This is a genomic window from Paenibacillus sp. J22P90 (assembly GCF_059692195.1).
In genome coordinates this window covers 361553-378160 of record NZ_JCAUAY010000001.1, presented here as the reverse complement: position 1 = coordinate 378160, position 16608 = coordinate 361553, and the positions used below count along the sequence as shown (strand labels likewise).

Genomic DNA, 16608 nt, shown 5'->3' with positions numbered 1-16608 from the left:
TTTGTCTTGTATCCTGATACTTATTTTTTGGATCTGCTTGCTGTATCGTCCCAAAGCTTGTCTAGCTTAGCTAGCTCTTCGTCTACTTTTCCACCCATAATCAGGTTTTGAGCCATTTTGTCAAAAGCATCCTTAATTCCAGGCAATAGGGCATCATCACCAGCTTCTACCCCAAAGGAGTTTGTTCCTTTATATTGGGACAGTTGCTTTAATTGCTCATCAAACAATGGAGCTCCTTTAAACGGAACTTCTTTAACAAGGGATGGGATCGAACCGTCTGCTTTCATAAACTCAGCCATGATCTCTGGATCAGAAGCGAATTCAGAAGCGAAAATTTGAGCTTCTTTCGGATATTTCGTTTTCGCGCTCACAGACGTTCCGCCACCTGTAAATACTGGCAACGTTGGTTCGCCGCTTGTTGGAGGTACTGGGAACGTGCCAACTTCGAAATCTTTTTTACTATTCGCATCAGAGGACAAGTACCAGCTACCCATTGGATACATAGCCGCTTTTCCTTTAAACCATTCTTCTTCTAATTGACCATAGTTCAAACTTAAGCCATTCTCATTAAAATATTTCTTATCAATCGCATCTTTCCATTTGGTTACTGCGTTCTTGAAGTCTGGATCGGAGAATTTCACTTCGCCTTTCTTACGTTTCGCTACCCAGTCCGGCGTTTTCCCATAAACATCTTGGCTGACGATCGATACAAGCAAGAATGTCGTTGACCATGGGTCTTTACCGCCACCTAGCAAGAATGGTGTATAGCCAGCTTTCTTCACCTTCTCAGAAACATCCATAAATTCTGCCCATGTTTTAGGAGGTGTAACCCCAACGGAAGCGAAGATTTTTTTATTGTAGTAAATCGTTGGATATACTTGCGTATTCCATGGCAGTTGATATTGCTTACCGTCGATAACGTTTGCTTTCGGATTTTTGAAAGGTTTTACATATTCATCTTCAAAAGGCAGCATCGCTTTGGCACTTACAAACTCCGCAGGATTGACTGAGATCATGACATCAGGGAAATCACCCGTAGCTAAGAGCTGTTTCGCATACTTCACGCGATCTACGTCCGGAGAGACAATCTTTTTGATTTTAATCTCAGGATGCCTGTCCGTTACTTTCTTAATGGCGTTGTCCCATAGTTGCGAAGTCAAGTTCGGTGTTTCAAATACAAGGAAAGATAATTCCACTGGTGTTTTTGCCGCTGTCGTTGTTGCGGGCTTGGCCGCATCTGTCGCTTTCGCTGTTGAAGTGGCTGTGGACTCTGTCGCTTTCGATCCACACCCTACCATGCTCAACGTAAGTGCTGTTGTTAACATTAGACCTGCTACTTTTTTCATTGATACCCCTCCATATCGTTTGCTTGCTACATCTTTTATTCTAAACGAAGCGAAATTTATTAAAACTTTAAAAAGTTAGAACGAACTAGAATAATTAGGGAACCGAAGATCATTATATAAGTATTGCCTTGTTATCCAAAACAAATAAAGAACCCAACGAAATCTCGTTGGGTTCTTCTTTATTATTTTTAAAGCAACTTTAGTTTATAGTTTCATGATTTAAAAAACGCCTCATTCCAATCCCCAAACGCTCATACTGCTCACGCGGAGCATCGTGTTCTTCCATGATCCTGCACATATGCGCGAGCATCCTCTCTTCAATGAATGGCTCCTTGATAGGTGTCATCTGCAAGGGATCCTGATGAAGATCGAAAAGCATTGTATCCAGAACCTTGCTTCGAGGCAATGTCCTTTTCACCTTCAACGTCTGAAGCCCCTTCGTAAACGTAAAAGGTTCCGCCAGCTCTACGTTCTCCAAATCACGCACACTGAAACGACTTCGCATATGCATAGGCATGAGCGTATATTCGTATAACGGCTCATTATCAGCCTCAGCAGGCCCGCGCATATAGACGTAACGGCCGTCAGTGCAGTTCACATGTCCACCATGGATGCCAAACAAAGCTGCCTCTCTCACATGCTCGTCGCAGGCAATCGTTCGATTTAGCGGCTTTCCTTGCATATCCGCTGGAATCGCAGCGCCGAAAAAATCAAGAAGCGTGGGTGCCATGTCGATCATTTGTACGAGGCTCTGCCTTCGTTCCCCTCGAACTTGCGCTCGCGGATCCCAGATAAACAAAGGTGTCCTAGCAATCTCGTTATAAAAGGGTTGAATGGACTTCGCCCACCAATCATGCTCACCCAGCAGAAAACCATGATCAGTATTAACGATTAACATGGTGTCCTTCCACAGATCACACTCATCCATGAGATCGAGTACTTTCCCAAGATGAGCATCGCACATGCTAAGTAAGGCAGCATATTCAAATCTGCAATGCTCTACTTCCTCCTTGGTTTCTTGGACTTGTCTGTAGAGCGGCCAATCGAAATGTTTTCCTGTATAATCGTGCGGATACAAATCTCGATACTTTTGCGGTGCGTGAAACGGCTCATGCGGATCAAACGTCTCCAGTTGTAGAAACCACCGATCTTCTTGATGATTGGTACGGATAAACTCACATCCGGCGGCAAAGGTTCGAGCCTGAGGAAAATCCGCTTCCTCCTTGATGTACTGACGGTTAATCCAGTCCTGCCGCACCAAGGGCCCGTGGTTGTCACCCGTTGCAAGAGTTGGGATTTCAGGAGATCGTACATGTCCTTTCCACAGATCGCCTTCCTGACCACGAATGAACTCATAGCTCTGATAGCGATTATGATAGGTGGCCCCACCGTCTTCCCAATAATGCTGATGGTCGGTAACGAGATGCGTGTAAACACCAATTTCCCGCAGCAGCTCTGGCAGTGAATCATCGAATGGCTCTAGCGGACTCCAACCGCGATGCATAAAATTGTATCTGCCCGTATGAAGATCCCTTCGTGCTGGCATACACGGCATACTACCGACAAAGCTATAATCGAACGTGACCGTCCTTTCTGCTAGCCGCTGAAAATTAGGCGCATGGATCCACTCGCATCCATATGGCGGTAGCATATGCCGGTTCAACGTATCGAACATAACCATAATCGCTTTCATGGCATATCTCTCCCTTACTTACCCATCAGTTTCTGTGCGCGATCATAGAACTGCTGGTAGCCTAATACGTATTTGTCTACATTCAACTTTTTCAGCTTCTCCAGATGATCTTTCCATCCTGCCTCATCGATTCCTTTCATAACGGATTGTGCAAGGAAATTAGCTAAGTACGTGTTGATCTCTGTCGCCATCGTCGTTCTTTCTTTTAATACTTCGGCGGTATCCTGTCCCATCGGAATCACTTCCTTTTTGAGATAAGGCGTATACAGTGTCTGCTTTTTCTTGACTTTCACGTCTCGAGGATCAGTGACATTGAGTTTAGCATTGTCCTCATCTGTGAGTAGATAGAATCCATTCATACCTGGGGATTGCGTATGTCTCAACTCAGCGAAGTTATTGTATCCGCTCGGAAGCTTCGAAACCTTTTCCCACTTATCGCCTTGCACTTTGTTCCAAACGACACTTTCTGGCCCGAAGGAAAACAGCATCCGCTGCTCAAAACTAGCATTAAAATACTCGTATAAGCGGACAAGCGCTTCAGGGTTTTTCGTCTTCTTATTGATGACAAAAGAATCGTAGTTAAAGTCACCTGGGACTTTATTCCCCATCGCAGTAATGTTTCCGTTCTTATCCTTCATAGGAAGAATATCGACATAATCTTGGGTTTTGTCCGTTCCGACAACAATATCGTCATAGCCATGATGATTAAAGAACCCAAGGATGCCCTTCTTCCCCTTCGCAACATAATCGGCATTTTTCTGTACAAAACCGTCTGGATCCAGTAATCCTTCTTTATATAATTTATTCAAATAGAGTAAATAGTCGTAATATCTCGGATCGGAAGGCACGAAGATGACTTTACTTTTTTCCACCATCGCGTTCGTCAACCCATCATTCACCAAACCGAAGTTCCAAAGCATCGGATCTAGCCCATAACTTTGCTCATTGTAAAAGCTGTAAGGAATCTCATCCTGCTTCCCATTCCCGTTAGGATCCTTTTCCTTAAAAGCCTTTAACACCTGATACAGCTCATCTGTTGTCGTCGGTGCTTTCAAATTCAGTTTATCCAACCAAACCTGATTGACTGAAAAAGCAACATTGGCATAATTACCAGTCGTCTGCAAGAGTGGCAAGCTATAGATGTTCCCATCAGGAAGTTTACCCGCAATTTTATATTCAGGATGCTGGGTATACAGCTTTGCTAATTATAGGATGAAAGCGCCAACATAGGTATGGAAGGGACTCAGCAGAATTTGTAATAAACTCAGAAATCGTCAAGTGCATGTAACCAGATCTTCACTTAATTCCAGTCGCTAATTTTATATAAAAAAACCTGCCAGATCGACAGGTTATCGCTACTTACATGTGAGACATTGATAAGATATGATCTAAGCAAGACTTAGGTTTTTTTCCTAGTATTAGATGGTTCCCATCTGTATAGCCTTCTTCTCTCCCGTTCAGCTCGTGTATCAATCTACTTCTCCATAATTGAATATCATCTTGATATTCTTTAGACCTTATTGCATTCTTGATCTCCTTAGAATCACTCTCAAGATCAAAATACTGCTCCTCTCCCGTTTGAGAGTACCAAATATATTTTCGCTTCCCATCCGTAACAAAATGATAGGACAACTCACCATATTCATGCTCACCATGAATATAAGATCTCCAGTCCGCTGCGTTGGCTTCCTTCACGATTGGAAGTACACTGAAGCCATCAACGGAATCTGGTATTTTCACACTTGCTGCATCTAGCAAAGTCGGCATGATATCACGCAGCTCAACAACGTGGTCAACCATTTTCCCCTTTGCAACCTGTAGTTTTCCTGTAGGATCATTAATAATAAATGGAATCTTGGCGCTACCTTCGTAAGCAAGCCGCTTCTGATAAAGTCGGTGATCCCCATTAAATCCCCATGATCAGAAACAAATAAGATAATCGTATTTTGACTTACACCAAACTCGAATAGTGCATTACGCAACCGTCCGATCTGATTGTCTATATGCGTGATTAACGCATAGTAAGCAGCAAGTGATTTTTGGCGCATTCTATCTTGGACAATTCCTCTTTTAGTTGTTGGATTCATCCCTTCTTTAAGGGGATCCTCCTGCATCGCCCAATCACCTATTGACGGTTCCGGCAACTCTATTCCGTCATAGATATCGAGGAACGCCTGCGGCGGATCCAGAGGAGAATGCGGACGTACAAAAGAAGTCCATAAAAAGAAGGGTTTGCTCGGATCTCTTCTACGTAAGAAATCAATCGATTGCGTAACAGCCCAGTTCGTTGGATGAAGCGATTCATCCAGATGCCAAGGTCTAGCCACAGTCGATGAGTTACAGTCGAGTCCATGATCCATAATGTCTTGATGATAACCGGCTCTCTCCTTCAACCATGGCAGGTAATCATCAGTTTGATCCCACCACTGCAACGCGGTGGATTGGGAACGATCTCGGTTATAGTGCATGTACCCATCATGCAGCAAAATGTTATGAAAACCGCACAAATTACGTGTCGGGTATACGTGCATTTTGCCAACACACTGCGTGTGGTAGCCTGCATTAGCCAGCTCGCCTGGCAATGTATGTTCATACTTCCATGGAATCTTGTCCGCGTAACCTACTCGGCCATGATGTTTAGGTTCCATGCCTGTAATGATCGATGCTCTAGCAGGTACGCAAGATGGCGTTGCTGTATAGGCATTTGTAAATGTCACACCGGTGCGAGCTAATTCGTCTAAATTAGGCGTTTGAATGACAGGATGACCTAAATAGTGCAGACAATCTCCACGCATCTGGTCGACCGAAATCATCAAAATATTAGGTCTAGTCGTCATATTGTCACCTCTAGTATTTAACAAATATCCTTTGAATATAATTTCTCCCTATTCCACATTAAAAAGTCACAGGCGAAAAACAGAAAACCCACCTCCTCTTACAGAGAAAAGGTGAGTTTCCGTTCAGGAATGAAATATATTTATTTTAGACGATCGATTACATCGAGAAGCAGATTGGCGAATGCTCCGGAAATGGCTTTATTTGTTTGAGCACTAATCTCGTGACCCAAAGCATGAAGGACATTCGGATCGCCATTCTGAATGTTCGAAATTTCATCTAATAAACTGGTTTGTATGCCTTTTTTCGTAATCCAACCTTTGTCATATCCGTAATTAACCATTTCATCCAAGTGATATAAGTCCATGTTCACTTGAAAAACAAATTGTTCTACGGTTTGGTTACCTGCATTGTCATAAGCAGTAACTTCATAAATGTGCGTCCCCTCAGCTAGCGAGAAGGGCTCCAATACAAGTGAGGAAGTTACGATAACACCATCCAATTTGGCTTCAGAGTTCTGAAGGCCGCTTAAGGAATCAGTCACAGAATAATTCAGTAGAATCGTATCCGTTTGATATACGGATGCTGTTACGGATGTCTGAATAACAGGCATTGATTTATCCAACTTCACTGTCACGGACTTTACTTCTTCTGTATTTCCGATGCCGTCTACGCTGTAATACTGAATCGAATGAATGCCGTCTTCTTCGATCTTAACCTCATTGCCTTCTATATAGGTGCCACCATCAACATTATAGAATGTTTTGGAAACCCCACTTTCCATGTCTGTAGCAGTTAGCTGGATAGTTTGATCCGTATGCTGCCAGTCTAATCTAGCATTATCGGTTGTAACTGGAGGTGTTATATCTCTAAAAGTTCCCTTATAGACTTGGACTTCAGCAAGATTAAGCGCGTTAGTTCCTTCCAATTGAATTCGTACATAACGCCCGTATTTGCCTACGTTTATTTTGGTTGGACTACCCGCTATTTGGGTTTGATACGAAGACCAAACGCCAGGTTGTGCAAGCGTCGCGTTAAGTGTATTACTAGTAAACGGCGTATTGGATACTAAAACATAGTAATGACTAAGACGTGCAGAACAACAGTCTGTCCTGTTCCAAACATTAATTTGTTCAATGGGTTGACTAGTACCAAGATCAACCTGCCACCAAGGTTGAACTGAAGTTTCTGGCGTATGGGTCACCGAACCGTTTGCCCAAACACCGCTTGTATTTCCATCAACTGCACGCCCCGGTTCACCCCCATATGCCGTAATTGACTGTGTGGCGGGCATACCCAACGCAATATTGGGATCCGGAATCAAAACCTCCTGAATAAAGTCTTGAGTTGTATTTTCAGTTAACCATGTGGCTGTAATTGTATACTGACCGGTCTTTGCGCCAATTGGGACGGTCAAGTTTGCATTCGTCTGATATTTTTCACCAGATTTAAGCTGTGGAATTGAGAAATTGGAAGGTGTAGCTGTCCACCCCTGCGGCCCCGACAGAAGTAGTGTACCGGTCGGAACTGGCTCGCTGTCCAAATTTTCTACTGTTATCGAAACCGGTATTACATCACCAGGGTTCACCTTGCTTGGTGCGTCGATTCGTGCTTTGTTTAGTATCAAACCAGAACCATTATATGCACCACGATTCGGTACTTCAGTTGCGGAAACTGGATTTCCCCAGTAATCCTTACCACCGTTATTGGTAATAAGACGACCTGAGCCAATCGAAGGAGAATTCGCAGCTAATTTGTATCCATTTACCGTGTTGCGCCCGATACTACCACTTCCTGGACTTATGAGCATTGGATCCGATGTTAGTTTGTGAGGATCGCTTGGTTCACCGGACTTGTGCACACCGTAAATCGTATTGGAGTCAAAGACGATCTCATTTGTAAATGTGTTCATTCCGACCCAGTTTCCAGAGCCATTCATATTAAAGATATTATTGTATAAATAGGCGCTGGCAGGGCTGCCGCTATAATCGTTGGCAAACACCGGACTTGTTGTTGAACCCACAGGTAAATACATCGTGTTGTTATAAATAATGGAATCTTTCGACGGACCTGCAAATTGGAACAATCTCGTTTTGTCGTTCTGGCTAATGTTGTAACGGACTATCCCATTCGTTGTTGTTTGTCCCCGACTACCATCTGTCGCAAACAACATGAACCCGCCTTCATTATCATGGCTATAATTGTATTGAAAAATAGTTCCGTCTTGAGCCCAATCGATATCGAACGCCTGTCCGTCGAACGTCGTTCTTGTTAAATAACCTTCATTATATTGAAATACGGTATTATCTGAATCAAAAGCCCAAAATGCAACATTAAATGTGTTCGACCGCTTATTTGCATTGGAAACAACGTTGTATTCCACTAACGCGTGATCCGTGATTCTAGGTACAATACCGTCGCCTCCGAGATCAGACAATTGGTTATTACGAATAACCACATTGGTCGAAGGATCCCAAGGTCCAACACCTGTTGTAATGCCGAGTCTGTTATTCCAAGATGATATCGTCACGATTCCGCTGCGATCAACTGCCTCAATCTTGTTGCCTTCGATCAATATGTCATTCCATCTTGTGCTCGTAACATTACCAAGTACTTGTATGGAGATACCGCCAGTAATTTTATTGTTATTATCACCTTTGACATTATGTACATAGAGATTTCGAATATACACATGCTTAGCTGTTCCGATGTCCATCGCCACAATTTGTACACCCAATCGATTTCCCTCTGTAGCAGCTGTATTAGTAATCTCTAGGTTATTGATTTCCCAATACTGCTGATTGAACAAATATACCGCACCCGCACTCAAGCCTTGAGCATCTGCCGAAACACCGTTTCCGTTAATGATCGGTTTGACGGTACCCCCAAACATATCAATTATGATAGGACTTTCGCTTGTTCCCGATCCCAACGGGTGGAGTTGGCCGTTCCACACGCCACCTGACTTGAACAAGATACGGTCACCAGGAGCAAAAGTAAAAGAGTTCAACTTTGCTAACGATTTCCATGCTGTCAAAGGACTAGTCCCGTCATAGTTATCATTTCCGTTAAACGAATCAACATAGTAATTAATACCCGAAGTTGCTAAGTTTGCTGAATTTGCTGAAACGATTGATTCATTAGCGGAAACATTAAATCCACTTCCACTTAATAAAAGAAAGGTAAACAAAAATAAGATAATAGCTTTTCTCATGGAATATTTCTCCTTTTCTAAAATCATAATCTGTGGCTTAGTAAGCGCTTACGGGTTGATTATAAGTGTTATGAAATGTACTAAGATATACCAATATTTACTTAAAATTAACATTTTCGTTGCAATATCATGTTTTCAGTGCGAAATTAGCAATTTCAAACCATTCGTAAACTTCGAAAAATAACGATCAAAATTGTCATTAAGTTCGACATTCGCCTCTTTGATCATTTGCTCCAATTTGAGTTCGTATTGGCGGTCGACATAAATCCTTTGTACTTGATTTCTTACATCTTCAAGCGGGAGTACTCCGCCTTCTTTTTTCTCTAAACATTTCACGATTACCCATTCATTCTGATCTTCCAACACTTGACTACTTTCTCCAACTTCAAGCTTAGACACGGTTTCAAGCAATTTAGCAAATACTTCCGAGTCGGTTCGGCTCGTTCGTTCATTAAAAACTTGCTCCTCCGCCTTTCCATCATTACTTTTTACAAAGGACGCAGTTTTCTCTATGCTTTCGCCGTTTTGCAGCATTGTTTGAATCTGTTTCATTTTCTCCTTACCTGACTTGTCATTTTTAGAAATCGACATTTTGTAGATTCGTATAGAATCAGGACGCCGGTAATTCTCCCTTGTCTCGTTGTACACTTCCTTAAGTGTATTTTCGTCCGGTAAAAATTCCGTTTTAATCAGTTCGTCTTTCAAACTTGTCTGCATATTTGTAAATTCGTAATCAAAATACCCCTTCTCATCATATTGGACGGGACCATAAATAGCCTGTTTTTGCTCAACCGCTTTCTTCCTTCTTAGGTTTTCGTTGGTCCATCGTTCCAGGAAATTATGATATGCCGGTTTTTGAAAAACCTTCTCTTTTTCAGCCCACAGTTGCTGCAGTTTAACCTTTACTAATGACTTCAATGTATTTTCTTTCAACATTTCAAGAGGCGTTGAATCCTTAAATCGGGTATTCCAAAATTCTGGTGTGGCCGTGTCGATATTAGAAACTTGTGAAAATTGTAGAATAACATTTGATCGTTCCTGACCACTAATTAGCATTAATTCCCTATATTCGATTCGGGCGCCATTAACTTGACCCACTAATGTATCATCCTTGATGGATGAAGCCGAAGACGAACAAGCTGCACAAACGACAAGCATTGCACTAACAATCCCGATCCTTAGGAACAGAAGATATTTTCTATTATTCATTGTTGGCGCCTCCTTATTCCACATAACAAAGTCATAAGCGAAAAAGAGGAAACCCACCCCTTTACAGAGAAAGATGAGTTTCCGTTCAAGTAAGAACAACATCTATTGGAGACGATCGATTGCATCGAGAAGTAAATTAGCAAATGCTTCGGAAATAGATTTATTTGTTTGAGCACTAATCTCGTGACCCAAAGAATTAAGGACATCCAGATCGCCAGTCTGAATCTTTGAAATTTTATCTAGTAAACTGTTTTGTATGCCTTTTTTCGTAATCCAACCTTTGTCATATCCGTAATTAACCATTTCATCCAAGTGATATATGTCCATGGTTACTTGGAATACAAACTGTTCTACGGTTTGGTTACCTGCGTTGTCATAGGCAGCAACTTCATATAGGTGTGTCCCCTCAGCTAGCGAGAAGGGCTCCAATACAAGTGAGGACGTTACGATAACACCATCCAATTTGGCTTCAGAATCCTGAAGGCCGCTTGAGGAATCAGTCACAGAATAATCCAGTAGAATCGTTTCCGTTTGATATACGGATGCTGTTACGGATGTCTGAATAACAGGACTTGATTTATCCAACTTCACTGTCACGGACTTTACTTCTTCTTTATTTCCGGCGCCGTCTACGCTGTAATACTGAATCGAATGAATACCGTCTTCTTCGATCTTTACTTCATTGCCTTGTGTATAGCTTCCTCCATTAACACGATAGTAGGTTTTGAAAACCCCACTCTCCATGTCTGTAGCAGTTAGCTGGATAGTTTGATCAGTATGCTGCCAGTCTGATCTAGTATTATCCGTTGTAACCGGGGGTGTTATGTCTCTAAAAGTCCCTTTGAAGACTTGGACTTCTGCAAGACTAAGCGCGTCAGTAGCTTCCAATTGAATTCGTACATAACGTCCGTATTTGCCTACGTTTATTTTGGTTGGACTACCCGCTATTTGGGTTTGATACGAAGACCAAACGCCAGGTTGATCAAGCGTCGCGCCAAGTGAATTACTAACAAACGGCGTATTAGAAACTAAAACATAGTAATGACTAAGACGTGCAGAACAACAGTCTGTCCTGTTCCAAACTGCAATTTGATCAATAGGTTGACTAGTACCTAAATCAACCTGCCACCAAGGCTGAACCGAGGTTTCTGGCGTATGCGTCACTGAACCATTTGCCCAAACACCGCTTGTTTTTCCATCAACTGCACGCTCTGGTATTCCCCCATAGGCGGTAATTGACTGTGTGGCAGGCATACCCAACGCAATATTGGGATCCGGAATCACAACCGCTCGAATTGCGTTTTGAGTCGTATGATCTGTTAACCAGGCGGCTGAAATTGTATACTGACCGGCCTTTGCGCTAACGGGAACATTTAAGTTCGCATTTATCTGATAGGTTTCACCAGATTCTAGCTGCGGAATTGCAATATTTGCAGGTGTAACCGTCCACCCCTGAGGCCCCGACACATGTAACGTACTGTTCGGAATTAGCTCACTGTTCCCATTTTCTACTGTAATAGAAACGGGCACTACAATACCTGGGTCCACGATGCTAGGTGCATCGATTCGTACTTTATTTACTTTTAAACCAGGGCCGTTATACGCCCCGCGATTAGGCGTCGCCGTATTGGAGACAGCATTCCCCCAATAATCGGAACCGCCGTTATTCGCCATGACCGTTCCTGAACCCAAGGCAGGTGAGCCCATTTGAAGTTTGTATCCGTCCGTTGTAAGACGTCCAATACCCCCGGTTCCTGGACTTATGAGCAGCGGATCTGTGGTCAACTTATGTGCATCGTTCGGCTCTCCAGTTGCGTGTACACCATAGAACGTATTGTAATCGAAATTTAATGTGGTGAAGACATTAAGTCCTGTCCAAGCACCACTACCTAACAAATAAAAAATATTGTTATAGAAGTACGAACTAACTGGATTCCCACCATTCCATGCTGCTGCAACAACTGGACTTGTTGTTGAACCGGGAGGCAGGTATAACGTATTGTTATAAATTTGCATATTCGTACTTGGTCCAGCGATTTGAAACAATCTTGTTTTATCGTTTTGACTAATATTATATCTGACAATTCCGTTTGTCGTTGTCGGCCCCCTAGAACCATCTGTGGCAAAGGTAATGAAGCCGCCCTCATTGTCATGACTGTAATTGTACTGGAAGATCGTCCCATCTTGCGCCCAATCCACATCATACCCTTGCCCATCCAAAGTCGTCCGTGTCAAATAGGCCTCATTATACTGAAAAATCGTATTGTCAGCATCAAATGCCCAAATGGCTACATTGGCTACACCAGAGCGAACACTAGCATCATGAACAACGTTGTACTGTACGACGGCTGCATCCGTTACCCTTGGCACAATGCCATCACCACCAAGATCGGAAACGTTATTATTTTGAATGATGACATTCGTAGAGGCATACCAATCGCCTGAACAAGTTGTAATTTGAAGTCGGTTGCACCAACTAGAATTGGTTACAATTCCGCTGCGGTCTACAGAGGTAATCGTATTTCCGTCAATTAACACGTCATTCCACTTTGTTTGAACGGTTCTTCCCATAACCAGAATAGCGATACCACCTGTTATTTTGTTAGCATTATCCCCTTTAACATGATGAATATATAAATTTTTAAGATAAACATGATTCGCCGTCCCGAAATCCTGTGCGACAACCTGAACACCTAGTCGATTCCCTGCCGTTGTGCTATTATTCGTAATTTCTAAATTGTTAATTTCCCAGTACTCCTGGTTAATCAAATATACAGTTCCAGCCGATAAGCCATTGGCATCACCCGTCACATTCCCATTAATGAGAGGTTTACTTGTTCCTCCATAACTATTAATGATAATTGGGTTACCTTCGGTCCCCGATCCCTTTGGAGCCAATTGTCCCGTCCAACTTGAACCCGACTTTAATAAAATCTGATCTCCTGGCGCAAAAGTGGTCGAATTCACTTTACTTAAGCTTTGCCAAGGTGTGGTTGGATCAAGACCATCGTTACTGTCACTTCCGGTAAGTGAATCAACATAATATTGAGTACCCGACGTTGCTGAATTTGCTGAAACGATTGATCCATTAGCGGAAACACAAATTCCACTTGTTAAAAGAACAGTAATCCATAATAAGATAACAGCTTTCTTCATGGCATATTTCCCCTTTCCTACGATCCTAGTTTGTCACACAGTAAGCGTTTACGGATTGATTATAGGTCGTTTTAAAGGTGTTAAGATATACCAATGTTTCTTCAAAAGTAACATTTTCTTTGCATTCTCATGTTTAAACTGTGAAATCAACTCTTTTCTGACAGCCAAGTTACAGATCTGCGCAGGTCGCTTTAAAAATAGCCACCACACATTTTTATGGGTGGTGGCTATTTTATGTATCGCTAATGAGATATTATGATTTCATTCTCCAATAGGAATAACCATGTTCCATGTGTTACGGCCTCCGAAATTTCCATTTCCATCAGTCGTAGCTGCAAACAAGTGCGTTGGTTTACCATCTTGAAACCAGAGAAACGGTCTTTCAAAATTACCCATATTTCTTGTCGTTCCGTCATCCCAAGTGATGAGCCGTGAATACGCTTTTGGCTCATCGGCAATTTTCCAGCTCAATCCATTCCGTGAATATGCATGAATGCCGCCGTGCTTTTCGCCGCCAACGTTCCCGTTCATATCTTTTGCGATCATCTCATAACCGTCTTCTGTTTTCCAGATGAAGGGATCCTCAAGATGAATGTCTGATGGTGGGAAAATTGCTTCTTCGCACATCGCATGATAGGGCCCCATGTAATGATCTGCCCAAGCCGCTCCAAGTGCCATATCACTGAATGCATGACCTTTGTAAGCTCTGGATTTATAGATGAGAAGGACTGAGCCATCTTCATGTACACAAGGAGCCGGATTTGAGGTAAGGTAGCTGTCAAATTTGCCTGGACGTACGCCTAATATCGGTGAATCCAGTCTCTCCCATGGTCCTTCGACATGATCCGCAACCGCCAATCCAATCCGCTTGTTAGCTCTGGCTACAATACAACGGGCATCATCTAGACCGTATTCTTCACCTGGTTTTACATCCGGAAACGGGTAGGTTGTACCCATGTAATACAAGAGATATTTGCCTTCATGTTTCACGATATGAGGATTATGCGTGCTGCGCCCGTCCCAATATTCTGCACCTCTCGCAGGCAGTACAACTTCCGCAAATCGATAAGGGCCTTCCGGCGTATCGGATACGGCTCTTACTACTTCCGAATGAACCAACCAGCCGGGATGCATGGGCAGATATTTGGGCCAACGAGAAGCGAACATATGAAAGTGTCCGTCTTCACCTTGGACGACCGAGCCACACCAAATCCAATATCCTTCCATTTGGAACCCACCGCTCGTTGGAGCTGGAAGCAACCGTTCATATAAGCTTTTTGCCATCAGTCTTTTCACTCCATTCGCTCCTGATTTAGTCGGACTTCTCGCCTTTATCCGGTGCAGTTAAGGTTCGCTGGTAAATGGCACCATGCGTACGGATATACGTAAGTCTTTTTTGCTTTTCAAATGAATAGCCAGCTTCTTCTCGGGTACGTTTCTTTCCACATATGCCGGATTGGACCAGTGCGGTTCTTTCCATTGAATCTCAGGATTAGGGGATGTCGGAAGCGGTTTAGCATCCATCAACTCAAAACCAGCGTCCGCTTCTGAACATTCGAGCTGAATCGAAAGATTTTTATTTCCTATGGTTAAGGTAGTCGTATGCCTATCTTCTGAGATCTCTACCACTGCTTGACTATTAATATGCATAAACCACCAGATTTCACCCATATCTTTCAGTTGAATGTGATCGCTCACCCTTACCTGCTGGCGATGATTTAGCAGCTCGATCTTACGCTCAACGCGGTCAGCATCATCCGCATAAGCACTTGTGATATCTAGGACTGCCCAGCAATCCGTCGGTGTTGATTGAAACTCTACAATAGTTCCTTTTGCTAACGGGTACTGGTCCGGATTGGCTTGCGTCTCATCCCTAACTGGCCTAGGGTTTATGACCAGCGTATTATGTCCTTCCGCCCGTTTCTTGTAATAACGCCATCTAGTCCCATTGGGAGTCATATTCCAGAAATCAGGCCACCTTCGGTTTCCTTCACCGTTATCCTGGATCCAGCGCTCACCAAGCGCATCCACTACAAATGTGCCCATATCCAACTCACCATGAGGAGCTTGATTATCGCCGGCTTTGACTCCGACAAACAAGGCATTTTCATCGTCCCATGCACTCCGCATTGTAGCTACTTCCATACCGCGATAGTACTTATCTAATGGAAGGGCTTCCGATTCGGTTAAGAGATGTTGGGGATTAAACCAAAGTAACTCCATTGGATTCATAAATGGGTTTACGGCTTTCTGGGCTTTGTCAGCCCGCCACCGAGTTAATTGCGGTAGGTTAAACTTGTTCGCCAACCAGTACATCCCTTCATTATCACGCTTATTGAGGTCCGTAAAACAGTCTGCAAAGTTAAAAAACTGGCCTGAAGGTCCATACATGTAGATAGGGAAAAAACCAGTGTCTCTGATTCCTTCATAGTCAGCGAAATTATGGGAATCGCTTCCAATCGCCGTATCAAGCGCTGCCAAAGGACGGGATAACATAACCCAGGTATATATCCAATAAGCAACGCCTTCGTTCCAGCCTCCGTCCTTGGCAAAACTGGCAAGTGCAGCAGGCATGAAGTGAAAAGCACCTTTCAGCACTTCATCCGCAATGGCAGGTTCATATTCGCCAACGGCAAGAGCTCCCATAATTACACCTCCATTACAAACTAAGTTCCAGTTATTCGTTCGTAATGGCCAATCGCTCTGATCATATGGCGCATTAGGCGTATACCGATACACCGTGCGTGCAGGAATCAGTCCTTTATGCACAATTGCATCACGGATTAATTTCCGCTGATCTTCTGTCAAACAATCATAAAACCAGTCATAACCAATTGAACAGCTTATCAAATAAGCTGAAGTATGTAGAAAGAAATCAGGCGTCCAGCTGGGTAGCTGCGACAACTTGCAAAGCTCCTGACAACCACGTTGAGCGTAAATGGCACCTCCATCCAATTTGTACATGAGAGCCAGTGATGTTATCCAAAAAATAGCCGACTCTTCTGTACACTTTTGGCTCGGATCAGTAAGCAGTTGCAATGTTTGTTGTTTCAAGGACTCATACCATATCTTTGCTAAAGAGTCGTTTTGTATCTTTAGCTTCAATTCCTCAAAATCTTCCGAGGTCCCCATTAATCGCGGATGTTCCGCTCGCA

Annotated in this window: 10 protein-coding genes; all 10 read right to left on the bottom strand. The window is 43.1% G+C overall.

Annotated elements, in window-relative coordinates; translation table 11 throughout:
* Positions 1-20: 20 nt before the first annotated feature.
* Complete coding sequence (locus AC58UX_RS01480) at positions 21-1346, bottom strand: ABC transporter substrate-binding protein (protein ID WP_497249011.1); 1326 nt, start codon at positions 1344-1346, stop codon at positions 21-23.
* 199 nt (positions 1347-1545) lie between these two features.
* Positions 1546-3039, bottom strand: coding sequence for a sulfatase (locus AC58UX_RS01475; RefSeq protein ID WP_497249009.1), 1494 nt, complete (start codon positions 3037-3039; stop codon positions 1546-1548).
* Positions 3040-3053: 14 nt separating this feature from the next.
* Positions 3054-4172, bottom strand: coding sequence for a type 2 periplasmic-binding domain-containing protein (locus AC58UX_RS01470; protein ID WP_497249007.1), 1119 nt, complete (start codon positions 4170-4172; stop codon positions 3054-3056).
* 226 nt (positions 4173-4398) lie between these two features.
* Positions 4399-4884, bottom strand: coding sequence for a sulfatase/phosphatase domain-containing protein (locus tag AC58UX_RS01465; RefSeq protein WP_497250018.1), 486 nt, complete (start codon positions 4882-4884; stop codon positions 4399-4401).
* Entirely contained in the window at positions 4791-5876 is a 1086-nt protein-coding gene (locus AC58UX_RS01460; protein WP_497249005.1) for a sulfatase-like hydrolase/transferase, read from the bottom strand. Before AC58UX_RS01460 ends, AC58UX_RS01465 begins: the two co-directional genes overlap by 94 nt.
* Positions 5877-6016: 140 nt before the next feature.
* Positions 6017-9088, bottom strand: a complete 3072-nt coding sequence (locus AC58UX_RS01455) for an OmpL47-type beta-barrel domain-containing protein (RefSeq protein WP_497249003.1) — start codon at positions 9086-9088, stop codon at positions 6017-6019.
* A 135-nt stretch (positions 9089-9223) separates the two neighbouring features.
* Complete coding sequence (locus AC58UX_RS01450; RefSeq protein WP_497249001.1) at positions 9224-10297, bottom strand: peptidyl-prolyl cis-trans isomerase; 1074 nt, start codon at positions 10295-10297, stop codon at positions 9224-9226.
* Positions 10298-10399: 102 nt separating this feature from the next.
* Positions 10400-13453, bottom strand: coding sequence for an OmpL47-type beta-barrel domain-containing protein (locus AC58UX_RS01445; protein WP_497248999.1), 3054 nt, complete (start codon positions 13451-13453; stop codon positions 10400-10402).
* A gap of 261 nt (positions 13454-13714) precedes the next feature.
* Positions 13715-14749 carry a glycoside hydrolase family protein gene (locus tag AC58UX_RS01440; protein ID WP_497248997.1) on the bottom strand — a complete coding sequence of 345 codons (1035 nt, stop codon included), beginning with the start codon at positions 14747-14749 and terminating at the stop codon, positions 13715-13717.
* Between the two features lie 48 nt (positions 14750-14797).
* Positions 14798-16585, bottom strand: coding sequence for a DUF4962 domain-containing protein (locus AC58UX_RS01435; protein ID WP_497250016.1), 1788 nt, complete (start codon positions 16583-16585; stop codon positions 14798-14800).
* Positions 16586-16608 lie beyond the last annotated feature (23 nt).

Coding starts and splice junctions, on each gene's coding strand:
- AC58UX_RS01475 (WP_497249009.1), bottom strand. CDS start 3,039: ATGAAAGCGATTATGGTTATGTTCGATACGTTGAACCGGCATATGCTA.
- AC58UX_RS01445 (WP_497248999.1), bottom strand. CDS start 13,453: ATGAAGAAAGCTGTTATCTTATTATGGATTACTGTTCTTTTAACAAGT.
- AC58UX_RS01450 (WP_497249001.1), bottom strand. CDS start 10,297: ATGAATAATAGAAAATATCTTCTGTTCCTAAGGATCGGGATTGTTAGT.
- AC58UX_RS01455 (WP_497249003.1), bottom strand. CDS start 9,088: ATGAGAAAAGCTATTATCTTATTTTTGTTTACCTTTCTTTTATTAAGT.
- AC58UX_RS01435 (WP_497250016.1), bottom strand. CDS start 16,585: ATGGGGACCTCGGAAGATTTTGAGGAATTGAAGCTAAAGATACAAAAC.
- AC58UX_RS01480 (WP_497249011.1), bottom strand. CDS start 1,346: ATGAAAAAAGTAGCAGGTCTAATGTTAACAACAGCACTTACGTTGAGC.
- AC58UX_RS01460 (WP_497249005.1), bottom strand. CDS start 5,876: ATGACGACTAGACCTAATATTTTGATGATTTCGGTCGACCAGATGCGT.